The sequence below is a fragment of the Bacillus sp. CBEL-1 genome, assembly GCF_004348885.1.
GTDB lineage: Bacteria > Bacillota > Bacilli > Bacillales > Bacillaceae_H > Priestia > Priestia aryabhattai_A.
On record NZ_SBIM01000013.1, the window covers coordinates 138486 to 158963 of the forward strand.

22 protein-coding genes and 1 pseudogene are annotated in these 20478 nt (G+C 36.0%); 8 read left to right on the forward strand and 15 right to left on the reverse strand.

Translation table 11 applies throughout. The annotated features are described in order from the left end of the window. Position 1: 1 nt before the first annotated feature. Entirely contained in the window at positions 2–556 is a 555-nt protein-coding gene (locus tag EPL02_RS10705; protein WP_131887679.1) for a hypothetical protein, read from the reverse strand. A 1815-nt stretch (positions 557–2371) separates the two neighbouring features. Beyond that, positions 2372–2566: a hypothetical protein gene (locus tag EPL02_RS10710; protein ID WP_131887680.1), complete on the reverse strand. Its 195-nt coding sequence runs from the start codon at positions 2564–2566 to the stop codon at positions 2372–2374. Between the two features lie 604 nt (positions 2567–3170). Between EPL02_RS10710 and EPL02_RS10715 the strand changes: the two genes are divergently transcribed. Next, on the forward strand, positions 3171–4643 hold the full coding sequence (locus EPL02_RS10715) for a serine hydrolase (RefSeq protein WP_131887681.1): 1473 nt from the start codon (positions 3171–3173) through the stop codon (positions 4641–4643). A gap of 2 nt (positions 4644–4645) precedes the next feature. Further along, a pseudogene (locus EPL02_RS10720) lies at positions 4646–4930 on the forward strand (immunity protein Imm33 domain-containing protein); the annotation flags it as partial. Positions 4931–4997: 67 nt separating this feature from the next. On the opposite strand, the gene EPL02_RS20885 reads toward EPL02_RS10720, so the two are convergent. Together EPL02_RS20885 and EPL02_RS10725 are read right to left on the reverse strand one after the other, a co-directional pair. Continuing rightward, positions 4998–5168 carry a hypothetical protein gene (locus EPL02_RS20885; protein ID WP_165932551.1) on the reverse strand — a complete coding sequence of 57 codons (171 nt, stop codon included), beginning with the start codon at positions 5166–5168 and terminating at the stop codon, positions 4998–5000. Positions 5169–5268: 100 nt separating this feature from the next. Next, on the reverse strand, positions 5269–5472 hold the full coding sequence (locus tag EPL02_RS10725) for a cold-shock protein (protein WP_131887682.1): 204 nt from the start codon (positions 5470–5472) through the stop codon (positions 5269–5271). Positions 5473–5826: 354 nt separating this feature from the next. Between EPL02_RS10725 and EPL02_RS10730 the strand changes: the two genes are divergently transcribed. The 3 genes from EPL02_RS10730 (at position 5827) to EPL02_RS10740 (ending at position 8142) form a co-directional block, all read left to right on the forward strand. After that, the gene (locus EPL02_RS10730) at positions 5827–6405 is read left to right on the forward strand and encodes an undecaprenyl-diphosphatase (protein ID WP_131887683.1); all 579 of its coding nucleotides are present in this window, start codon (positions 5827–5829) and stop codon (positions 6403–6405) included. Positions 6406–6580: 175 nt separating this feature from the next. Further along, complete coding sequence (locus EPL02_RS10735; RefSeq protein WP_131887684.1) at positions 6581–7765, forward strand: hypothetical protein; 1185 nt, start codon at positions 6581–6583, stop codon at positions 7763–7765. A gap of 50 nt (positions 7766–7815) precedes the next feature. Beyond that, positions 7816–8142: an antibiotic biosynthesis monooxygenase family protein gene (locus EPL02_RS10740; RefSeq protein WP_131887685.1), complete on the forward strand. Its 327-nt coding sequence runs from the start codon at positions 7816–7818 to the stop codon at positions 8140–8142. A 192-nt stretch (positions 8143–8334) separates the two neighbouring features. Here the strand turns inward: EPL02_RS10740 and EPL02_RS10745 are convergent, their stop codons facing one another. The 4 genes from EPL02_RS10745 to EPL02_RS10760 form a co-directional block, all read right to left on the reverse strand. Next, positions 8335–8595: a hypothetical protein gene (locus EPL02_RS10745; RefSeq protein ID WP_131887686.1), complete on the reverse strand. Its 261-nt coding sequence runs from the start codon at positions 8593–8595 to the stop codon at positions 8335–8337. Between the two features lie 77 nt (positions 8596–8672). Next, positions 8673–9287, reverse strand: a complete 615-nt coding sequence (locus EPL02_RS10750) for a DedA family protein (protein WP_131887687.1) — start codon at positions 9285–9287, stop codon at positions 8673–8675. A gap of 352 nt (positions 9288–9639) precedes the next feature. Continuing rightward, positions 9640–9903 carry a hypothetical protein gene (locus EPL02_RS10755; protein ID WP_094912937.1) on the reverse strand — a complete coding sequence of 88 codons (264 nt, stop codon included), beginning with the start codon at positions 9901–9903 and terminating at the stop codon, positions 9640–9642. A gap of 233 nt (positions 9904–10136) precedes the next feature. Next, on the reverse strand, positions 10137–11639 hold the full coding sequence (locus EPL02_RS10760; protein ID WP_131887688.1) for a malate:quinone oxidoreductase: 1503 nt from the start codon (positions 11637–11639) through the stop codon (positions 10137–10139). A 383-nt stretch (positions 11640–12022) separates the two neighbouring features. Between EPL02_RS10760 and EPL02_RS10765 the strand changes: the two genes are divergently transcribed. The 3 genes from EPL02_RS10765 to EPL02_RS10775 all read left to right on the forward strand — a co-directional run bounded on the left by EPL02_RS10765 (position 12023) and on the right by EPL02_RS10775 (position 13946). Next, on the forward strand, positions 12023–12418 hold the full coding sequence (locus tag EPL02_RS10765; protein WP_131887689.1) for a YunG family protein: 396 nt from the start codon (positions 12023–12025) through the stop codon (positions 12416–12418). Beyond that, the gene (locus tag EPL02_RS10770; RefSeq protein WP_286175402.1) at positions 12390–12935 is read left to right on the forward strand and encodes a GNAT family N-acetyltransferase; all 546 of its coding nucleotides are present in this window, start codon (positions 12390–12392) and stop codon (positions 12933–12935) included. Before EPL02_RS10765 ends, EPL02_RS10770 begins: the two co-directional genes overlap by 29 nt. 132 nt (positions 12936–13067) lie before the next feature. Then, a complete protein-coding gene (locus EPL02_RS10775; RefSeq protein ID WP_131887690.1) occupies positions 13068–13946 on the forward strand; it encodes an SMI1/KNR4 family protein in 879 nt (292 codons plus the stop codon). A gap of 149 nt (positions 13947–14095) precedes the next feature. Here EPL02_RS10775 and fucP read toward each other — a convergent pair whose 3' ends face one another. The 7 genes from fucP to EPL02_RS10810 form a co-directional block, all read right to left on the reverse strand. Further along, a complete protein-coding gene (fucP, locus tag EPL02_RS10780) occupies positions 14096–15439 on the reverse strand; it encodes an L-fucose:H+ symporter permease (protein ID WP_131887691.1) in 1344 nt (447 codons plus the stop codon). Positions 15440–15466: 27 nt separating this feature from the next. Then, on the reverse strand, positions 15467–16198 hold the full coding sequence (nagB, locus tag EPL02_RS10785) for a glucosamine-6-phosphate deaminase (RefSeq protein WP_131887692.1): 732 nt from the start codon (positions 16196–16198) through the stop codon (positions 15467–15469). A gap of 96 nt (positions 16199–16294) precedes the next feature. Beyond that, positions 16295–17251 carry a shikimate dehydrogenase family protein gene (locus EPL02_RS10790; protein ID WP_131887693.1) on the reverse strand — a complete coding sequence of 319 codons (957 nt, stop codon included), beginning with the start codon at positions 17249–17251 and terminating at the stop codon, positions 16295–16297. Positions 17252–17295: 44 nt separating this feature from the next. Next, positions 17296–17880 (reverse strand): glucose-6-phosphate isomerase, encoded by a 585-nt coding sequence (locus EPL02_RS10795; protein ID WP_131887694.1) that lies wholly within the window; start codon positions 17878–17880, stop codon positions 17296–17298. Positions 17881–17901: 21 nt separating this feature from the next. Further along, the gene (locus EPL02_RS10800) at positions 17902–18858 is read right to left on the reverse strand and encodes a phosphotriesterase family protein (RefSeq protein ID WP_131887695.1); all 957 of its coding nucleotides are present in this window, start codon (positions 18856–18858) and stop codon (positions 17902–17904) included. Continuing rightward, positions 18855–19520, reverse strand: coding sequence for a bifunctional 4-hydroxy-2-oxoglutarate aldolase/2-dehydro-3-deoxy-phosphogluconate aldolase (locus EPL02_RS10805; protein WP_131887696.1), 666 nt, complete (start codon positions 19518–19520; stop codon positions 18855–18857). The genes EPL02_RS10800 and EPL02_RS10805 overlap by 4 nt, the downstream gene beginning before the upstream one ends. Further along, positions 19504–20463 (reverse strand): phosphoglycerate dehydrogenase, encoded by a 960-nt coding sequence (locus tag EPL02_RS10810; RefSeq protein WP_165932552.1) that lies wholly within the window; start codon positions 20461–20463, stop codon positions 19504–19506. Before EPL02_RS10810 ends, EPL02_RS10805 begins: the two co-directional genes overlap by 17 nt. Positions 20464–20478: the final 15 nt, after the last annotated feature.

Consider the following 20478-nt stretch of genomic DNA (forward strand, 5'->3'; position numbering starts at 1 on the left):
TTTACTTTTCCTCTTCTTTCAATTGCCTGTTTTCTTCTTCAATGCCAATACGACATTGATTAAGTATGTAATCTTTGAGTTCCAAATCAACCTTTTCATCATACAAAACTACCTTAATACTTGTATAAACCATATTCACTATTAATACAGTACCTATAAAAAATATAAAAACCACAGAAGAAAGTGCTCTATATGCTACGAAGAAATAACTAACAAATAACAAGATAATACTCAAAACTATCACGTCATGATATTTAAGAAATTTTGGTTTAGTTATTAATACGTGTTGTAAGATTTTGATACCATATCTTTTTTCTTTGTTTAATCCTACTATTAAAGCCAATATTGCAATTGTTAGGGTGGTTACACCTGCTTGAACTTGCCATATTGTATTTATTAGGCTATCACTATCTTTTTGCCTAATAGTTAGAACTTTAATTAGAGAGCTTTCATTACCATTATTAAAATAAGAAGCCTGCAAGATGCCTATAAAGATTACTGATATTATAAAAAATAATATTTTATTAACAGAAAACATCCACTTATCTTTTTTCATTTCTTTCCTACCTTCCGAATTTATTCAAAAACCACTAGTATATTATAATTTGATTTAAGATAAATCGACATAAAAAAACAAGATAATTAATATAAATTACTTTAACTTCTATTTGACTATGTCAAGTCCCATAACAAATTCATCCATACCCTATCCTAATAAATTATAGAACTGTAGAACACTGATAAAAGCAGGAGGGATAGGGATAAATCCTCCTTGTGGGCGCTTATTAGAAAGGTTCAAATAATAATAAAAAACTCAGTGCTGCTAGTTCATTTGGTAAAATTCGAAAAAAGTTTAGTTGCTAAAAATAAATCATGCTCTTTCTCCATCCTGTACGTTGAACAACTAAATTCTTATTTGATTTAGAACAAATTCTATTGCTTCTAATTGGCCTTCCTTAAAACTTGCCTCGTTGTTGACCATTACATATAAAACTTCTAATGCCCTTTATTTCATTCCAATCCCCTATAAAACAGTATTAAAGACTCCTTACCTGTAGGAGCCTTTAACACTGTTTTATAGTTATTTTTTAATAAAGATTTTTTTTCATAAGTTAAATAATTATACTTAAATGTTAATATAAACTCAAAAAGTATGAATTTTTACAAATTATAGAAGTGAATTTTCTCTCCTTGAAGTATCTAAATCTCCAGTTACTTTAGGCTAGAAACTCCAGATCAATTATAAATGAAGAACCATTCATTTGCTTATATAATTTGGCCAATGAGAATATTAGTCAAATTGAAATTAATACATACCTTAAGAATTTAAAAGAGCGAATAAAAACTAAAATCTCATAAATTATATGACTAATTTAAAGCCAACCATTTGTAAATTTTAAAAAGAATAAACTTATCATAACCGATTAAGTATAAGTTTATTCTTTTTAAAAAATATAAGCTTACTACTAAAGAAAAGCCTTTTGCTACAGGTTATGATAATCTTTTTTCTTAGCTTTGAGGTTTGTTTGAAGAATTGCTTCTATTTTTCATACTTGCACTGATTATTTTTGTGAGTTTTTTCATCGTCGCACACTCTTTTACTTATGTTATGACCTATGTTTTACACATGTGTGATACTATCATACTTATGCTGGGAGAGTCATGATTATAATGAATTAAAGATCCACATTTAGGAAATGATTATTTTTCATTATTAAACACCTTAGGACTCTTTGATAGAAATTAAACGAAAACATCTCTAATCTGCTTAATAAGTAATGGTTTACCTTTTGCCTTGTCACAGGAAAAATAAACACTGATCAAGTCATTATATAATGTTAATATTGATGTGAAAATATTTCAATTATTGATGTCTGCAGGTTAAAAATAGACTGTATATAATAATGTGCATGTAAAAAACAGAATTTGCATCCTCAGTTATGACCATTTAAGATGGAAAACACCATTCTTCATCATCAGACTATACTATTCCTGATTGCTTTTTTTGTAATTTAAATGTAAAGTAATTTACGGCATACTATCACATCTCAAAATCATATCATTCTACAAAAGAAAAGCTACATTCACTCCCAAAATACTGGTCATATTTTGGTCATACACTATAGAAAATCAACGGAAACTATGGTTCATTTAAATTCCAAAAATCCCCTTAAACCCTCGATATAGAGGTATTTCTGAATATAGTAGAAAACTACAGGAAATTTCATTTTCCACGCTGGCAGCGTAGAGGTCAAAAATCCAACCTTCATACAATCCACCACAAAAAAAGAGAAGCCTTCTATAAAAAAGACTTCTCCTTTTTGTTTTTTAGCATTATTTTTATACTGCTTATTAGTACCCATCGTTTTACTCAGCTACTAAAGAAACTACCACTCTTCCGTTTTCTTTTATAGTGGTGGTGACCATAACTGTCGTGACGATCACGACTTCTTCTATAGTCGTCACTACTACTGTAGCTCTTAAAAGATTTCGACTTTCTTCTCTTATAATCACTGCTGCTGTAATGCCTATTATTCGTTAATGAATTAAACAGCTTCTTAAACATAAATAGTCACTCCTCATACTCACTTTTAATTGATAAAAATAAAAAAACGCTTTTATCTCTTTAGTAGATAAAAGCGTTTGATTTATAAAGACACACCTTACCTAACTAAAAACGTAGGCAAAGGTCTTGCTAACAATTAAGATTGCCAACAAAGCCGGAAACTCATTGTTTCGTAATGACGACTGTGTTGTACAGCTACTCCCCTTTGGAGTATTAAGTTTCTTCAATAGTAACGTAGAACATTTGTGCAAGTCAATTAATAACTAATAAGTTTATTGTTCTCTAAATGTTAGTTTAACAGGAGGATATTTTGTATTTGGAATGCTGAATGTGCTTTTTTGTTGGAGTAAATGAAATTTCTATTTCTTCAATTCCTAAGAGCCTAGTGAAGAGTTTCGTTCTGGTGGTATACTAAGTGAGTTTTTGCACCGGAACCATAAAACCAATTAAATTGTTTTGTCTTATCTTTTTTCTCAAAATTATTAACCTACTGCTTAATAAGAACATTGGAAATTATGACATCTTTGTTAACAAGAAGGTATTCTCCTTCCTTACCTCGAAGTAAGCTATTTGTAGAAAAAAATGGTAAAGGAGAAAAAACCTTATGCAAAAAATAAAGTCCTCTCTTACAGATCACCTGCGTAATTGTACAAAAGAAATGATGAAAAAGCTAAATGTACCAGGAGCAGCAGTCGCAATCGTAAAAGATGGAGAGATTGTTCTTTCTGAAGGATTTGGATACCGTGACGTTGAACACAAAAAACCCGTTACACCGAGCACGCTGTTTGCAATTGGCTCATCTACAAAAGCTTTTGGTACCCTTTCTCTAAGTTTACTTGCTCAACAACGAAAGTTTGACTGGGATGAACCTATTCAAACGTATCTTCCGACATTTTCACTTCATGACCCTCTTGTAAGCTCACAAACTACAGCTCGTGATTTAGCTTCCCATCGTTCTGGGGTAAGTCGTCATGAGTTATTATGGTATCAATCTTCATTCACGCGAAAAGAAATTATGGAGAAAATTAAGCACTTAGAGCTTGATGCACCATTTCGCACATCTTTTCTATATAATAATTTAATGTATGTAACTATGAGCTATATGGTAGAAAAAATCACGAACCAAACATGGGAGCAGTATGTAAGTGAGCATATTTTGCAGCCTCTTCATATGGAAAATACAAATTTCTCAGTTACTGCTTCACAAGAAAATGATAACCACGCACTTCCATACATTGAAAAAGATAAAGATACCGTTAAAATTCCGTTGCGTAACATTGATACAGTTGGTGCTGCGGGATGCATAAACTCAACGATAGAAGATATGGCTAAGTGGATTTTATTTCATTTAAATCAAGGGAAAGCTGGGGATCATGAACTTATTACACCAAATTTACTGCAGCAAATGTATGAACCGCATATTCCAATTCCTGATGATCCGCTTCTATCTACATCACAAACAACGCTAACTTGCTACGGACTTGGGTGGTTTATTAGTGCATATCGCGGTTACAAAGTCATTCATCACGGTGGGAACATTGATGGATTTTCAGCGCTCGTCTCTTTTATACCAGAAGAAAATATCGGCCTTGTTATTCTGACAAACGCTGGAACGACTCTACTCCCAACTTACCTTGCAAATCAAATTTATGATGAGATTCTGGAGCTAGATCCAATCGACTGGCATCAAAGATCTGCGAAAGATACAGCTAAGTTTAAAGAGATAATGAAAGAGTTAGATAAACCTTTTCCACAAGTAAAAGAAACAAGCCCTACACATGAATTAAAAGAGTATACGGGAATATTTGAGCACCCTGCATATGGGGAAATTGAAGTTGATATACAAAATGACCTTTTACATTTAAAATGGGGATCCCTTCATACGGAGATGAAACATCATCATTACAATATGTTCACCGTAAAGTGGGATATTTCCTATTCAGAAATGAATTTATTAATTGCATATGAAATGGAAACCGAAGGAAAGCTATCGCAGTTAAAATTAAACTTATCACCAATGCTAAGTGCAAAACCGATTGTATTTACTAAACTCGAAGATAGAGATACAGCGTCATAAAATTAAGTGATGATGTACTAGAAAAACAGGAGTTTAACTTTATGCTTAGAGATGAACCACATTCTGAGGGTGACTGAGGTTGGTCTATATTGAGCGGATATGAAGACGACGATTATTTAAGTGACTCTGAAAATTTTCAAATTGTTTCTATCGGAGTTATTTTGAATTTCGATGATTCTATTTTGGACTTTATCCAAGAACCGCCCTTATGCGCATATGAAAGAAATGATGAAGGCCGTTTTTACAAAATCGATGATTACGATTGGGAACACTATTTAAACAATTGAAAAGGAGCGATTTACGCTCCTTTTTTGCTGTCGTTATTGTCTAGGTTAAGTCTTATATAACCCGCTTTTATTTCTGTTTTATTAACTCTTCTTCAAAGAAAAAAGTACTTGGATATTTATCCACGATATAAGAGTATCTTTTCATGTTTTTCACATACTGCCCTTTTAAAATTGTCACGGATTCATTTGATGCTTTTATGCTTACGGTTTCTCCATCCTTAAACATTTTCTCAGCCATAACCGTTCCCCTTTCTTCGATTGAAATCATAAAGTTGTTGATTTGAATTCATAAGTAAAAAAGACTCCGAGGTGGAGTCTTTTTTACTTAATTTAATTAATTAAGCTACTTTGTGAACGTTAGCAGCTTGTGCGCCACGTGGACCTTGTTCGATGTCAAACGTTACTTTTTGACCTTCGTCTAAAGATTTGAAGCCTTCGCCTTGAATTGAGCTGAAATGTACGAATACATCTTCGCCGCCTTCAACTTCGATAAAGCCGAAACCTTTTTCTGCATTAAACCATTTTACTGTACCTTGTTCCATAGTATTGCCTCCTGCTGTGGAATACTCCACATATGTATTACTACCCTTGTCCAACCATACTATCTTAAGATTGAAATTTCGATAGAACAGATTTCTTTTCTCTTGATTCTATACCGAACAAAAATAATTAACTTAATCGTACCATATAAAGCTCACGATAGCAAATATACGAATGGAAAATAAGTTGTATTTAGGATAAGTCTTACATTCTAAGTGGTATTAAAATGGCTATTCTTAACTCTCTCAAGGTTAACTTTTAATTGTACTTTCACTTTCTTTTCATAAACCATTGATATGATGATATTTTTTAGGAATTCTTCTTAATTTGTTTTTGAAAAAAGAGAGGTTATTTAATTGAATTACGAACTTTTTAAGTCCATTCACGGAATGGCAGGACGTCTTGATTTATTAGACAAGTTTATGATTTTTTGGACAAACAATGCTATCTACATGTTTGGCCTTGCACTTTTACTTTTTTGGGTATTTAGAGATGATTATTATAAAAAGAGTGCTTTTTATGCAGGGTTCACTGGTATTATTGCTTTGTTTGTCAACTACCTAATTACCTTCATTTATTATGAGCCACGTCCTTTTGTCTCTCACGATGTTAACACTTTAATCCCACATGCTGCAGACGCATCGTTTCCAAGTGATCATACAACGGGAGCTTTTGCCATCGCAATGTTTATATGGATGCGTCATCGTAAAGTGGGACTAGTTATGCTGTTCATGGCCTTATTAACAGGCTTTTCACGTATTTGGGTAGGACATCATTATCCTGGGGACGTATTAGGAAGTATAGTAGTGGCTACCTTTGTTGCTATTCTAGTCAATAAGATAACTAAGTGGTTAAATCCACTTGCAGAATTACTTATTTCAATTTATTCTTTTCTCATCCGAAAGAAAAAGAATCCAGATACAGCTAATTATTAACTAAGTTTTCTTTAGCTTAAAAACTCCTATTCATCAATAGGAGTTTTTTGGTTTAATGTTGGTAAAGCTCACAAATTATATTGGTCCCTCACTTAAAATAAAAATTCCCTTTTTTTCTCTTTCCTTGTAAAATTAATACAAGAACAAACATTCGCCTATAAAAAGGAGTGAATTCATGAGGTTTTTACTTGAATATAAAAATTTTAAGACAAAGCAAACGAGTAATCCTACACTAGAAGTGCTTGAGGTATTTCTAAACCAACATTTAATCGGGACGTTTCATGGCGATGCGTTTGAATGCATCTACATTCACTTTGTTTCAAAAATACCAAGTACTAAAAAAACGTTAAAATTACGCTTACTCTATGGAAGCATGGCAGAGATGGAAATCGTGCAGGAGTTTAAAAATGATCAAAAACTGAACCTGGAGGATTTTACCGCTAGTCTATTAGCGATAGAAAAAACCATTCATAAAGCTGAAGAAATAAACGTTAAAGAAGAATGTTACTATGACAAAGAAAGGCTATTATCTCAGTACGAACAGCTAAAGATACATGCTCCTTCTTCTCAGGAAGAGTTAAGCGAGTATAAAGCCAACTTAGAGTTCACCAAAAAGTGTAATTATGCCAAGCGTATCGACTGTATAATGGAACAAGACAAACTTACCAAAAGACCGCTCGATAAGTTAATTGAGGGTTTTACAGTAAATGATCCCTATGATTTATTTAATAATCTCAGCTATCGCTATTCTGAACTCTTCTCTAATTTACTGCGTTCTGCTGGAGTATACTTACCTTCATACAGCCACATACATATCCATATCGCAGGAAGCTTATTAGAAGCTAAGCAGGAACTTGCTTTGGAGCCTTGGTACAAGATGACTTACGGAAGCATTGACTTAGATCGCTTTAATAAAGCCACAGATACGAAGCAGGAAAAAATGCTACTCCAAAGCATTTCAGAAGGTTTATTACTGCTTGCAGAAGTTGATCATTTAGATGGAAATAAAATAAAAAACGTCATCTCCCAAGTTGAAAAAAACGGCTTAAACCAAGAACTTACTTATTTTCAAAGAGAGAATAAAAGATATAAAGCTGAAGTTGTTTACCATATACCAAAGGACCACGTAACCAAAACCGCATTTCATTTAAGAGTTACTGACTTACAAACGAACCAAGTCGCTGAAATCTTTATCGATAACTTACTTACATTCTACGCAGGAGCAAGCTTATACAAGATTGCAATCAAAAAAGATGAAATTATAATATCAGGCCGATCAGGATACCGAGCCGAATTAATGAGGAAAAGTGACAAACTTCCAGATAAATATCACTTTTTCTTGGAAGAATTGTTTAGTTAAAAAGTAGAACTAAGATAGATTTAATTTTACTATTCAAGGAGGAATAATATATGGTTGGCATTGCAAAAACCCCTGAACCTCCTTATTTTGCAGTGATTTTTGCTTCACAGAGAACTGAAGGAGACAAGGGATATGGAATAATGGCGGATAAAATGGTAGAACTTGCTTCTAACCAAAAAGGTTTTTTAGGAATAGAAAGCGCCAGAGATAAAGACTTAGGGATTACAGTTTCATATTGGGATTCTTTAGAGTCAATAAAAGCTTGGAAAGAAAATTCATATCATAGAATAGCGCAAAATAAAGGCAAAACAGAATGGTATAAAACTTTTTCTTTTAGAGTTTGCAAAGTTGAGAGACATAGTTTTTTTGAGATGTAATTAACTATTTCGATTAGTATTAATAAAAAGCTCGTTATATCGACTAAGGTGTATGAAAAGAAACCTCCTGACAAAGTAACAGGAGGTTTTTAAGCTATTACAAGAATTTATATATAGTTTTGAAGAGCTCTATACCTTCAGGAAATTGTTTAGCGTATATTTTTAAAAGTTGCTACCAGACTTAAAACTTTTTCAGACATTCAAGATAACCGCCGATGCAACCAAGTAAGCAATTGAAAATAAGCTTACTAAAAAAACGAAGGATGCAAAAAGTAAAACATTGGCGTTTTTCTTTAGTGTGATTCCGCTTCGCGATAAGCTAGAGAAGCCTAATAGTGCTCCTCCCAAGATTGCTATTAATCCAAACAACGGATGAATTATACTTGCCATCCATATCCCCACTCCAAAAATGATTAAAGCAAGAACTGGATTAAACATACGAGTTACAGTCATATCAACCCACCCTTCCTTCTATATAGTTACTATTTTAACAGAAAGTGGATGATGGTTAATAGAGGTCTTTTTGCTTTCTAATTGTTTATCTTATTTACAGCTACTTTTCGTTCTCCACGTAACTTATATGTTTTCCAACCGATATATAAAGCAGTGATAATTACAAAGCCAATAAGCAGTACGGATTGGTAATCTGTAATGATTTTAATTACAGTTTCCGTATCGCCATCATAAAAATGACCTATACTTAAAAACAGAAAGGTTGTCGGAGCAATTCCGGCCATGGTTAGTAATGTATACAAGCGAAGATTCATGTTGGAAGCGCCCGCTAGGAAAGGAACAACATTCCCTAAATGAAGAGGGCTTGAAATCATGACGCTCCAAATGCCATATTTGCTAAAATGAGCTTTCGCTTTTTTTAACCCTTCCCTTTTCGCAGGGCTTAATCTGTTCTCCAATGAATCTCCTAGTTTGTATCCAATAAAATAAGGAAGATAACTACCTACGGCATATAAGAAGCTGCCTAACAGAGAAATCACAACGATTTCAAACCAGGACAAATCTAAAATAAAGCCTACCGTTACGATAAAGAATGTTCCAATAAAGGGAAACGCGCTTCCTTCAATAAACAAAGAAAGGAGTACACCCCAAATCCCCCACTCTTCTACAAAATTTAATATAATTTCAGTCATACGATCTTCTCCAACTATGTTTTGTATGTACTAAGTATAGAGAAGAATTCAATGTTGAAACAGCAGCCCCAGCATCAATTTCAACTACATCTTAGGTCTTAGTCAACGTTTAATTGTTAAGGGAGTTAGCACTTCAATATAAGGACATACAAAAAAGAACCGCTGGCTATTTCTATAAGCCATCAGCTCTCTTTTACTATCTTTCAGCTCTTTTGGTTTCTATGTTGGAACACAATGAATACCGTTTTCGTTGAAGGCTAGTGGTGGAACAGTTAACAATTCAGCTTGAATAGTAGAAGATGAAGGTAGTAGAAGAAATGAATTAAGCGGTGTTTCTTAATGAACGTTTCTCCTATGCTCTCAGCTCATAATTGAAAAGCTGCTGCAAATAAAAGTTTTCCGTTTCTTCTCGTTTGCCAGTCAGGTATTCTTCTAACCCGACTTCTGTTAATCGAACAACTCCCTCACTTTTCACCCCGGGCATTTCTTTTCCAATGTCCATTACCATGACTAAATTATAATGAGAGGGCGTTACGAGATAGCGTGCAACCGTCACATCTTTGCGCTTTCCTACATGACCATAGCGTAATACGACTTTCCAATACTTCCATTCCATAAAAGCCCCTCCTCAAAATGTTAGTTTGTTTTCAAGCTTTCATTGTTGAGATTAACTTTGTAACCACTTTTATATTTCAGAAAATTCAATCTTTTAATAGTTAATTCCATTATAAACCAAAAGACTTATTATCTCAATAAATAATCGCAAAAAGAAAAGTTTATCGGTTTTCTTTATAAAAAAACCCATTACCTGCATAAGGTAATGGGTTCTCTTCTAACTATAGTATTCTCTCAATTATAAACTGATTCCTTCTCGCTCAAGCCAAGCGTATGTGAAGTTGATGCGTAAATCTTCTCAAAAAACGCTGGATTGTCAGAAAGCGACATGCCGTATGATGGAATCATTTCTTTGATTTTTCGCTCCCAAGCGTTCATTTGCTCTGGGAAGCATTTTTCTAACACTTCAAGCATGACGTGAACAGCAGTTGAGGCTCCAGGTGATGCACCTAAAAGTGCGGCTACCGTTCCATCTGAAGAACTTACAACTTCTGTACCAAATTGCAGCGTTCCTCTTCCGCCAGCTTCTGTATCTTTAATAACCTGTACGCGCTGACCAGCTACAACAATATCCCAGTCTTCTCCTTTTGCATCTGGAATAAATTCACGCAGCTCTTCCACACGCTTTTCATTAGACAGCATAACTTGTTGAATTAAGTATTTTGTAAGGGCCATTTCTTTAACCCCAGCAGCAAGCATTGTTAGAATATTGTTTGGCTTCACTGAGCCAATAAGATCTAAATTTGAACCTGTTTTTAAGAATTTCGGTGAGAACCCGGCAAATGGTCCAAACAGCAGCGCTTTTTTGTTTCCAATATAGCGCGTATCTAAGTGAGGTACTGACATTGGTGGTGCACCCACTTTTGCTTTTCCATACACTTTGCCATGATGCTGCTCGATAACCTCCGGGTTGTTACAGACCATGAAGAGTCCACTTACTGGGAATCCACCGATACGCTTTGACTCAGGAATACCTGTTTTTTGTAAAAGCGGTAAGCTTCCTCCACCAGCTCCAATAAAGACAAACTTAGCTTGATGGTATTCAGTTATGCCCGTGTTTAAGTTTTGAACTTTAAGCTCCCAAAGTCCATCACTTGTACGTTTAATGTTTTTCACGCTGTGTCGATAGTTAAGCTCTACATTTTTGGTTTTCAAATGGTCAAATAGCATGCGCGTTAAAGAACCAAAATTGACGTCTGTCCCTTCATCAATTTTAGTTGCCGCAATTGGTTCAGTTACCTTACGACCATTCATAATAAGTGGGACCCATTCTTTTAACTTGTTTGGGTCATCTGAAAACTCCATTCCTTTAAATAAAGGATTCTTTGAAAGCGCTTCAAAACGCTTTTTCAGAAAGGAAACATTTTGATCCCCTTGCACCAGGCTCATATGCGGAATCGGCATGATAAAGTCTTTAGGATTACCAATTAAGTTGCTGTTTACAAGATAAGACCAGAACTGCCTTGATAGCTGAAACTGTTCGTTAATCTTTACTGCCTTCGTAATGTCGATAGATCCATCTGCTTTTTCAGATGTGTAGTTAAGCTCACATAATGCAGAGTGCCCCGTTCCTGCATTATTCCATTCGTTTGAACTTTCTTCTCCCGCGTCTGTCAGTGACTCAAATACTTTAATTTTCCACTCAGGTGCCAGCTCTTTGAGTAACGAGCCTAAAGTCGCGCTCATAATACCGGCGCCTATTAAGATAACGTCTGTTTTTGTCTGTACGTTGCTCATGATAACCTTCCCCATCCCCTAAATTTTCAAAAAAGATGTAGATGTTCCCTTTTTTAATTAGCTATGCTGAGACGTGATGTTGGAACCTATCTTTTTTGCCACTACTATAACTATATCACAGTCTAATTGTATGATGATTAGAAACTATTCAAAAGTGATGAAAAAGTAAAAAAATTTCGCATCTAAAACACCAAAATCACTTTTAAATAGGGTGTTGATAATAATATCATACTACAACTGTAGCATCTTTTTCCAAACATTTTAAGAAGTAAAACGTCTTTTATGTGCATTTTGTGCATTTTGTTCATTGAATTTTGTCGTTATCTAGCAATCTTCTACATAATCAGGTAGAATATAGAAAATATTAACACTGGAGGTTTCGCATGAGTGAATTAAATATTGATATCGCCTCCCTATTTAGCGTATTCACAAGGGCATGGTCGCTCCACTCTAGCTCAAAATGGACGAAAGAAAACCCAGCCAAAGGTCAGTGTGGGGTCACATCTTTAGTAATCCACGACTTGCTTGGAGGAGATATTGTAAAAACACCTGCTGCTGGAGGTTGGCACTTCTACAACTGGATTAATGATGAATACCATGACCTAACCGCTTCGCAGTTTGATCAACCTATACCGTATCAGCATATTCCTTCAAGTCGCAGTGAAGCTTTTCAAGATACAAATGCCCAACAGTATGTCTACTTGAAAGAACAAGTTAAAATAAACCTTCTACATAAATGGGGTGAAGTAAGTGAATCGTGCTCCTATTATCCAAGGTGACAAAGTAATGCTTCGTCAACCCATTGATCGTGACGTTGATGATTATCTTCAAATAGAAACACATCCAGAGCTTGTCCGTATGTATGGCGGTACCTCATCCGATATTCAGCCAAAAACAAGAGAGCGTGCATTAAAATTTGTCGAAGCTATTCGTAAAAACAAACTTGAATGGTGCGTAGAATATAACGGCCGCTTCGTTGGTCAAGCCAGACTTGTGATGAATGAACGCGACAACCGTGCCCGCTACGCAATTGGCTTATTTGATCCGTCCATTTGGAATCAAGGTCTCGGCACTGAAATTACGCGCCTTATCTTACAGTACGCTTTTCACGAACTGAAGCTGCACCGCATTGATTTACGCGTACTCGCTTTTAATAAACGTGCTATTGCGTGCTATCAAAAGTGCGGCTTTGTGCAAGAGGGCGTTGAGCGTGAAGGTGCGCTCATCAACGGCTTATACGAAACGGACATTATCATGAGTATACTAGACCGAGAATTTGCTGGTTCGCTTTTATAGATTACAGTTACTATTAAATTAATTATGCCTAGCCTACTCACAACATAAAGGATTTTTCTAACAGTTATCGAAATAAATGCTTATTAAAGTTAAAATAAAAACTTATCAATTGTAGCTATTAGTGGAGGACAAATGAAAAAAGTAATTGATATGATTGATTCAAGCACAAAGGTTTCCGGAGTGTCAAAGCTCCAATTGAAAAGAATAGAAAAAGAATTAGGCGCTTTATTCCCAGATGAATATAAAGAGCTTTTTCTAGAAACGAATGGCGCAACATTTGGTAATTGGGTGCTATTTTCTCTTCCAAGCGATGAACAGCTAGCAGTTTCATCTGACATCGTAAAACACAACACTGTAAAAAGACCTGAACACATACCCAGCGATATGATTTGTATTGGTGAAAACTCAGATGGAGATAAATTATGTTACCGTGTTAGGAAAAAATTTATGCAGGAACAGATCTATGTTTGGTATGCTAAAACAACAAAAGTGGACTGTAAATCATTAAATTTATTTACTTTTATCGATTGGCATGTGCCTAAAGCGTATACTAAGAAGCCCAAAGTACTTGGGAACTTTACAGTAACTAGTGGAGAGTTCATTGTTTCTGATCCATCTTATATGCCAAATGAAGAACGGGAACTTCAAATCAAGCTGACCAATGTAAAAAACGGAAAATGGACGGCTGCACTATCATATACAGCAGAAGAAGTTGTCAAACATTTAACGGTATATCACGGAGAAAAGAAGCCAGCTGGAAAATGGGCTCTTTTTGACAAGTTAATTGGTGTTGACTCTGCTCAAGCTGGAATTTTTGACTATGCATCGTTGATCAGTAATGAAGTAAATTACGTAGAGGATATAGACGCTTCAGGTGTGCAAGGAATAGCAGTTTCAAACGGCGCAGTCTCAACATCTGGTTATGGTGACGGAATGTACGAAGTAAAAGTAAAATATAATCGCCTAAAAGAAATTGTTGGCGTGATGATTATTTTTGAAGATGAGAAATAACAATCTTCACTTTCTTACAAGCAAGTACTGATGTTTCTTTTTTACTACTTGCTCTATTGCAGCACAAACCCAAAAGGCCTGTAAACATTACGGGCCTTTTGGGTTTCTTTAGTTTTGATTAAGTATTTCATGTGAAAACTCTTTGTTTATTAAGACTGAATGCTTGTATAATCACTAGCTGAAGGATCAATAGCTTGTTCTCTTTTCATTTCTTGGTAAAAATAATACCCTACATACACAAAGCACAACATTGGTACGATAAATGCATATTGAATTGACCCTAACAAATCAGATGCAATTCCTTGTACAGCTGGAATGACAGCTCCACCTACAATTGCCATCACTAGAATTGCCCCTGCTGTTTCCGTATACTTTTTGTCTTGCACAACATTTAACGTTTCACCGTATATTGTTGCCCAGCATGGACCAAATAACATGCTAACAGCTACCGCTGCATACACAGCTGACATATTGGTTGCAAAAACGATATACCCAAGTAAAGCTGTCCCGATAATTGAATAAACCACCAACACTTTTTTAGGTGAAAAGCGTGTCATTAAAAAGTTCGCAATAAATTTCCCTACAAAGAAAGCAATAAAACTGTATACCATAAAGTTTGAAGCACTTCGTTCATTTAAATCATCATTTAATACAAGCGCCAAGCGTATCGTAAATGACCAAACGGCTACCTGCATTCCTACATATAGGAACTGCGCAATAATTCCCTTCCCAAAGCGCTTGTTTTTAAATAGATACCTTAGCGTTTCTTTCATCCCTGGTGTAGATTTAAGCTTCTGATCGACTTGAACTTTACAAGACGGATATTTTGTAAACAAAAATACGATTAGTACAGCAATTAAGATAAAAATCATATATTTATAGGGTTGAAGCGTATGCTGCAGCATAGCTAAGCTAAAGTCATGAGCTTCTTCAGGTGTCATTCGCGCCAGCTGCTTTTCAAGACTTTCACCTTCTTGAAAAATTAGATACTTTCCTAGTAAAATACCAATGATTGATCCAATCGGTGTGAACGTTTGACTAATGTTTAATCGGAGAGTAGCCGATTCCCTAGGTCCCATCATTGAGCTATAAGTATTAGCTGATGTCTCTAAAAATCCAAGTCCAATGGCAATAGCAAAGATTGCAACTAAAAACATCGTGTATGTAGCCATATGAGAAGCTGGAAAAAACAATGAACATCCGATAATGTAAAAAAGTAAACCAATGAGAACCGCAATTTTATACGTGGTTTTCTTAATAACCATGGAAGCTGGAATAGCAATTAGAAAGTAACCTCCGTAAAATGCACTTTGTACAAGTGCCGTGGCAAAATCGCTCAGTGTAAATACACTTTTGAACTGGGCAATGAGTATATCGTTTAAGCTTGCCGCAGCTCCCCAAAGCGGAAATAAAATCGATAGCAAGATAAATTGAAAAATAGGTGTTTTCTTTAAGTATCCATCATTTTGCTGGATTAATGGCTCTGCTTTCATGTAAGGACCCCCTCAACTATGGTTGGCTTATTGCGTAAGAAATTTTGCTGCGTCCCGATCAATAACTATCGTTAAGCTTGGGTGCAGTTGTAAAAGAGAAGATGGCCATGCTGTTGTAATCCTAGATGAAAAAGTGTGTTTAATTGCTTCTGCTTTTTCTTCTCCGCTTGCAATTAAAATGATGTGTTTAGCTTTTAAGATATCACCTACTCCCATTGCAATTGCTTGTTTTGGTACTTCCTGTTCATGTGTAAAAAAACGAGCGTTATCCTGGATGGTTTCCTCAGTTAAGTTCGCAACATGAGTATGAGCATGCAATACTTCAGAAGGCTCATTAAAACCGATGTGGCCGTTTCCCCCAATTCCTAAAATTTGAACATCGATACCTCCAGCTGCAGCCAGCTTATCATCATATTCTTTCAATACCTGCTTGGAATTTTGAAAAACCCCAGGTGGAATATGCACATTCTCCTCTTTGATATTTACATGTGATAAGAAATTATCCCACGTATAGCGGTGATAGCTCTGGATGTGAAAGGGGTCTAGCCCTACATATTCATCGAGATTAAAAGTCGTGACACCACTAAAGTCTAAACCTTCTTGTTCATGTAGCTTAATTAATTCCTTATAAGTGCCAATAGGTGTTCCACCCGTAGATAGTCCCAAAACTAGGTTTGGCATTTCTATCAAAAACTTTGCTGTTTCTTGGGCCGCTTTAATGCTCATGTCATCGTAGTTTTCTGTGATGATAAAACGCACTGTATCCACTCCTTTTCTCTTTAATTCAGCATATTTAGATAACGCTTTCATTTATCTAAAGCAAAGAAAGAGAAAATTCTCTCTTTGCTCATTTCTTTATTTAGAAGGAGTTTTTTGCTGATTAAACTCACTTGAGATGCAATCAATCGCATCAAACTGTTCATCTGTAAGCTCAATATGAAACACTTCTGATATGACCTGTGTCCACCCGTGTAGAAAGTAAATCCATCCGTCTTCAACATGTAAATTACGCTCGGCTTGTTGAGACTGTGCATGATACATAAACTGTAAGTCTCCTCGGTAATTAAGCTCCCAAATCAAGCTGTTTTCAGGAAATGTAGCGTTATTTGTTAATGGAGAGCCAGGTCGATCTTTTCCTAACCCAGTTGCATTAATAATTAAAGAATAAGGCTTAAGCTTTGAAAGAATTGCGTCGTTCTCTAGCGTATCGTTCACCTGTTTATATTCAATATCAACATCAGGTGCTACCTTTTTGATGATGCTTTTCATAGAGTCTAAACGTTCTTGGCCACGATCTGTTACGTATACTTTAGAAGGACGATTCACTTCATTAATAGTTTCAACTAAGTTAGAGGTAATAGCAATGCCACTTCCTCCTGCTCCCATTACAAACACGTCTCCTCTGCGTTTTTTCCAGTAGTTCTCTTCGATAAAGTTTTGCATCGTTAATCCACTAGAAATATGATCTTTTGCATGACCAATTAAACGACCATTTTGCTTAGAGATGCTGGAGAGTTCACCGAAAGTTTCAGCATAAAAATCCAGCTCATCAAACAAGTCTTTTGCAGCGTTATATAAATCAATTTTATGCGTAGTAACAAGTGCTCCTAATGAAAGTTCATCCTGTTTTAAAAAATTTACAACCTGGCGATAAGTTTCGGGTGTGGCATTGAGTTCAATGTCAATTCCTTTCATTTCAGCATCTAATCCGAGATAGTCAGCCCAAAGCGGGAATAGCTTCATAATTGATGATTGTGCTGTCGTCACACCGATAAAATAGAATGTTGGTTTTGTTGCAGGCGTTAAGTTCAAGTTGCTTCCTCCCCCTCTAAAATAAATCTAGCACTGGTAAACTCTTACTCATTTCCCCATTTAGGATTGTCAATAATGTGAGGCTTTCCATCTTGATCAACAATCAGTTTGCGGTAACCTTTTGTTTCAATTGTTCCATAATCATGTCCTGCATCTGCTCTAAATACAAAGAACGTAACAAGCGGCTCATCCCCTGTATTTATACTTCTATGAGCATAGCGTCCCGGTACATAAACTGCCTTACCTGGAGCGAACTCTTCAGCTGCCCACTCACCTTCTGGATTTTCCATAAGCATATAGCCTTTACCACTTAAACAATAGTACACTTCTGCGGTATCTAAAATTGTATGAAAATGGCCTTTGGTCATAAAATATTCGTCTCCAACTTTACCTGGATAGACGATACTTGTTCCAAACAGAAGATTTCCATCTGTTTCAGGCAAGGTTAGCTCGTAAAATTCATATGCAAGAATATCCTGATCTTTAATTAGTGCTTGAAGTGCCTCATTATCAGCAAACATCCCTTTCATATTTGATAGATAGCGTTTAGTGCTTGCTTTCTCATTAGACATTCCGTTCTGTAAATCAAAATAAAGCGTAAATGGGTTGATTGTTTCAACATTATTCATTTTTATTCTCTCCTTGTTTGCTTAACTTTTTATACTTAATGCTTGAATAGGATTAATACGTGTGAGCTGTTGTATTGTTTGATTATTGATTCCTGCCGCTTTCATCTTAGGAATAAAGTGACGAAGTAAATAATCAATACTAATCTCTCCTCCATATGTTCCAAGGCGTGCTCTAGTTGTGTCTAAACTTAATAAAATGGCATTCTCATATCCAGATTCAAGCATCTGTTTAATAAGGTGGATTTCTTTGTTGTCATCATGGTATTTAAAACGACCAATTGTGTCGTATTCTAAATAAACTCCCGTAGACGCTATTTCTTGATGAAGTATTTCATCATGGTGTGTACGATCCAAGTGACATAAAATTAACTTATTAGCAGGTATTTTGCGATTTGTAAAAAATTGAATGACTTGAAATGGGTCTGAGCCAACTTCAATGTGAACCATAATTGAAACCTGAGTTTGAAGTGATGCTTCAACAGCAGCTTCGAACATTTCTATATTGTCATTTGTAATGCCATTGCTTCCTACTGCTGTTTTAATTAATCCCGCTTTTGCAGAAATTGTTTTTGCTGGAACGTCACTGCTATTTCCTACATACATCCCAGATTGCAGTTCCGTTATAAACATGTCAGCTAACTTTGACCCTTTCACTGTATGAATCCAATGATCGGGCCAATAGAAAGAGGATTTATGAAACCCTGTACAAGCAATAACGTGCATACCTGTTTGTTTTGAGATTTCTACCAATTCCTTCGCCATTCTTCCGGCTCCTAACGGCTGAGCATCTACGATAGCTGAACCTACCGGGAGCTTTTGGATTTCTTGACTAGATAGCTCCACATTATCAATACACAAGTCCTTGTTTTGCTCAGCTGCGTACCCCTTTTCTAGCATGAGGTGCTCGTGTGGTTGTACGTGAATAATCCTTTTCGGATTAACTGCTCCACACACCGTTTGGATATATGGAGCGATCACTGACCTACACCGCTTAAAGGACGTTTTGCTTGGCTTACTTTCTCAACTAAAAGGGCAGCGTATTCACGAATTTTTTGTGGATCTCTATTTGGTCCACCAGCTTTAGTTAGGTTTGAGCCGATACCAACCGCAACAGCTCCTGCTGAAAACCAATCCCCAATATTCGATTCATTTACCCCTCCAGTGGGCATAATCTGAACCTTTGGAAGTGGCCCTTTCACATTCTTAATGTGATTAGGTCCTGCTAAGTCTGCCGGGAACAACTTAAGGATTTCACAACCTTGTCGCATCGCACTCACCATTTCGGTAATCGTAAATGCTCCTGGCATAATAAGAGATTGGTACTGATGACAGATTCTAATAATCTTTTCATCAAAATGAGGAGTGACAATAAAATCTGCGCCTTGTTGTAGCGCATGTACAGCAGATTCCACATCCATCACCGTACCCATTCCGACATAAACTGGTTGACTACTAAACTCTTTCTTCAGCTGCTTTAAAACAGATACGGCATTAGTCGTTGTCATTGTAATTTCAAGTACAGAAATGCCTCCCTCAATCGCTGCTCTAGCTGTCGTTAGAACTTCTTCTTCACTCCCTCTAAGCACTGCTACAATTCTTTGCTTATAAATAGCATTTAACACTTCATATTTGCGTGACATTTATTTCTTCTCCCTTCCCTTGCAAATCGTTAAAATACGCTAAGATATTATCTGTTGATTGCGTAGTCATTCGTTTAATAGCTTCTTCACTTGCTGCTGCATTGTGAGGTGTTAACAGCGCATTTTCAAGCTTGAATAACGGCGATGCAGTAGGTGGCTCAACGCTAAACACGTCAATTCCAGCTCCTCGAATTACCCCTTGTTGAAGAGCTTGGTAGAGATCTTCTTCATTTACAATCCCTCCGCGTGCTGTATTAATTAAAATGGCATCTTGTTTCATTTTCCTCATAGCTTCAAAGTTTAGTAGGTTCTCAGTTTCAGGTAATAACGGCATATGTACCGTTAAGAAATCACTGTTTTTTAACACTGTTGGAAACTCAGCATATGTAATACCATATTCTTTGGCGATTTGTTCATCTTGGAAAACATCGTATACAAGAATATTCATTTGAAATCCTTTTGCACGCTTAGCAACAGCTCTTCCAATTGCACCAAACCCTAATATACCAATCGTTTTTCCGTAAACTTCAAGGCCAACCGACTTGTTCCATTCACCTGCTTTTAGCATCTGTGCTGACGTGGAGATGTGGCGAGCTGTGGATAGCATTAAACCAAAGGCATAGTCAGCTACAGCTTCATTATTAACTGCAGGGGTATTTCGCACAGTAATTCCTTTTTCTTTGGCATAGTTTATAGGAATATTGTCGATGCCTGTTCCATACTTCGAAATGACTTTAAGCTTTGTTGCATGCTGTAGAATATTTTCATTAAGGTGGTCAGTTCCGATAAGTAACGCATCTACATCTTTAATAAGTTCTATAAATCGGTCTTCAGGAAGTGGTCCCTTCTCACGAATGATTTCAAATCCAGCACCTTCCCATTTCTCCTCAATTCCTAGGTCAAACATTCCATACGATCTTGGGGTGATTAACACTTTTGGCATGGTATAAACTCCTCT

Excerpts from the sequence above, each read along its gene's own strand:
- EPL02_RS10805 (WP_131887696.1), bottom strand. The coding sequence starts at position 19,520 with ATGTCACGCAAATATGAAGTGTTAAATGCTATTTATAAGCAAAGAATT.
- EPL02_RS10740 (WP_131887685.1), top strand. The coding sequence starts at position 7,816 with ATGGTTGGCATTGCAAAAACCCCTGAACCTCCTTATTTTGCAGTGATT.
- fucP (WP_131887691.1), bottom strand. The coding sequence starts at position 15,439 with ATGAAAGCAGAGCCATTAATCCAGCAAAATGATGGATACTTAAAGAAA.
- EPL02_RS10765 (WP_131887689.1), top strand. The coding sequence starts at position 12,023 with ATGAGTGAATTAAATATTGATATCGCCTCCCTATTTAGCGTATTCACA.
- EPL02_RS10775 (WP_131887690.1), top strand. The coding sequence starts at position 13,068 with ATGAAAAAAGTAATTGATATGATTGATTCAAGCACAAAGGTTTCCGGA.
- EPL02_RS10750 (WP_131887687.1), bottom strand. The coding sequence starts at position 9,287 with ATGACTGAAATTATATTAAATTTTGTAGAAGAGTGGGGGATTTGGGGT.
- EPL02_RS10735 (WP_131887684.1), top strand. The coding sequence starts at position 6,581 with ATGAGGTTTTTACTTGAATATAAAAATTTTAAGACAAAGCAAACGAGT.
- EPL02_RS10745 (WP_131887686.1), bottom strand. The coding sequence starts at position 8,595 with ATGACTGTAACTCGTATGTTTAATCCAGTTCTTGCTTTAATCATTTTT.
- EPL02_RS10755 (WP_094912937.1), bottom strand. The coding sequence starts at position 9,903 with ATGGAATGGAAGTATTGGAAAGTCGTATTACGCTATGGTCATGTAGGA.
- EPL02_RS20885 (WP_165932551.1), bottom strand. The coding sequence starts at position 5,168 with ATGGCTGAGAAAATGTTTAAGGATGGAGAAACCGTAAGCATAAAAGCA.
- EPL02_RS10810 (WP_165932552.1), bottom strand. The coding sequence starts at position 20,463 with ATGCCAAAAGTGTTAATCACCCCAAGATCGTATGGAATGTTTGACCTA.
- EPL02_RS10795 (WP_131887694.1), bottom strand. The coding sequence starts at position 17,880 with ATGAATAATGTTGAAACAATCAACCCATTTACGCTTTATTTTGATTTA.
- EPL02_RS10715 (WP_131887681.1), top strand. The coding sequence starts at position 3,171 with ATGCAAAAAATAAAGTCCTCTCTTACAGATCACCTGCGTAATTGTACA.
- EPL02_RS10705 (WP_131887679.1), bottom strand. The coding sequence starts at position 556 with ATGAAAAAAGATAAGTGGATGTTTTCTGTTAATAAAATATTATTTTTT.
- EPL02_RS10710 (WP_131887680.1), bottom strand. The coding sequence starts at position 2,566 with ATGTTTAAGAAGCTGTTTAATTCATTAACGAATAATAGGCATTACAGC.
- EPL02_RS10760 (WP_131887688.1), bottom strand. The coding sequence starts at position 11,639 with ATGAGCAACGTACAGACAAAAACAGACGTTATCTTAATAGGCGCCGGT.
- EPL02_RS10725 (WP_131887682.1), bottom strand. The coding sequence starts at position 5,472 with ATGGAACAAGGTACAGTAAAATGGTTTAATGCAGAAAAAGGTTTCGGC.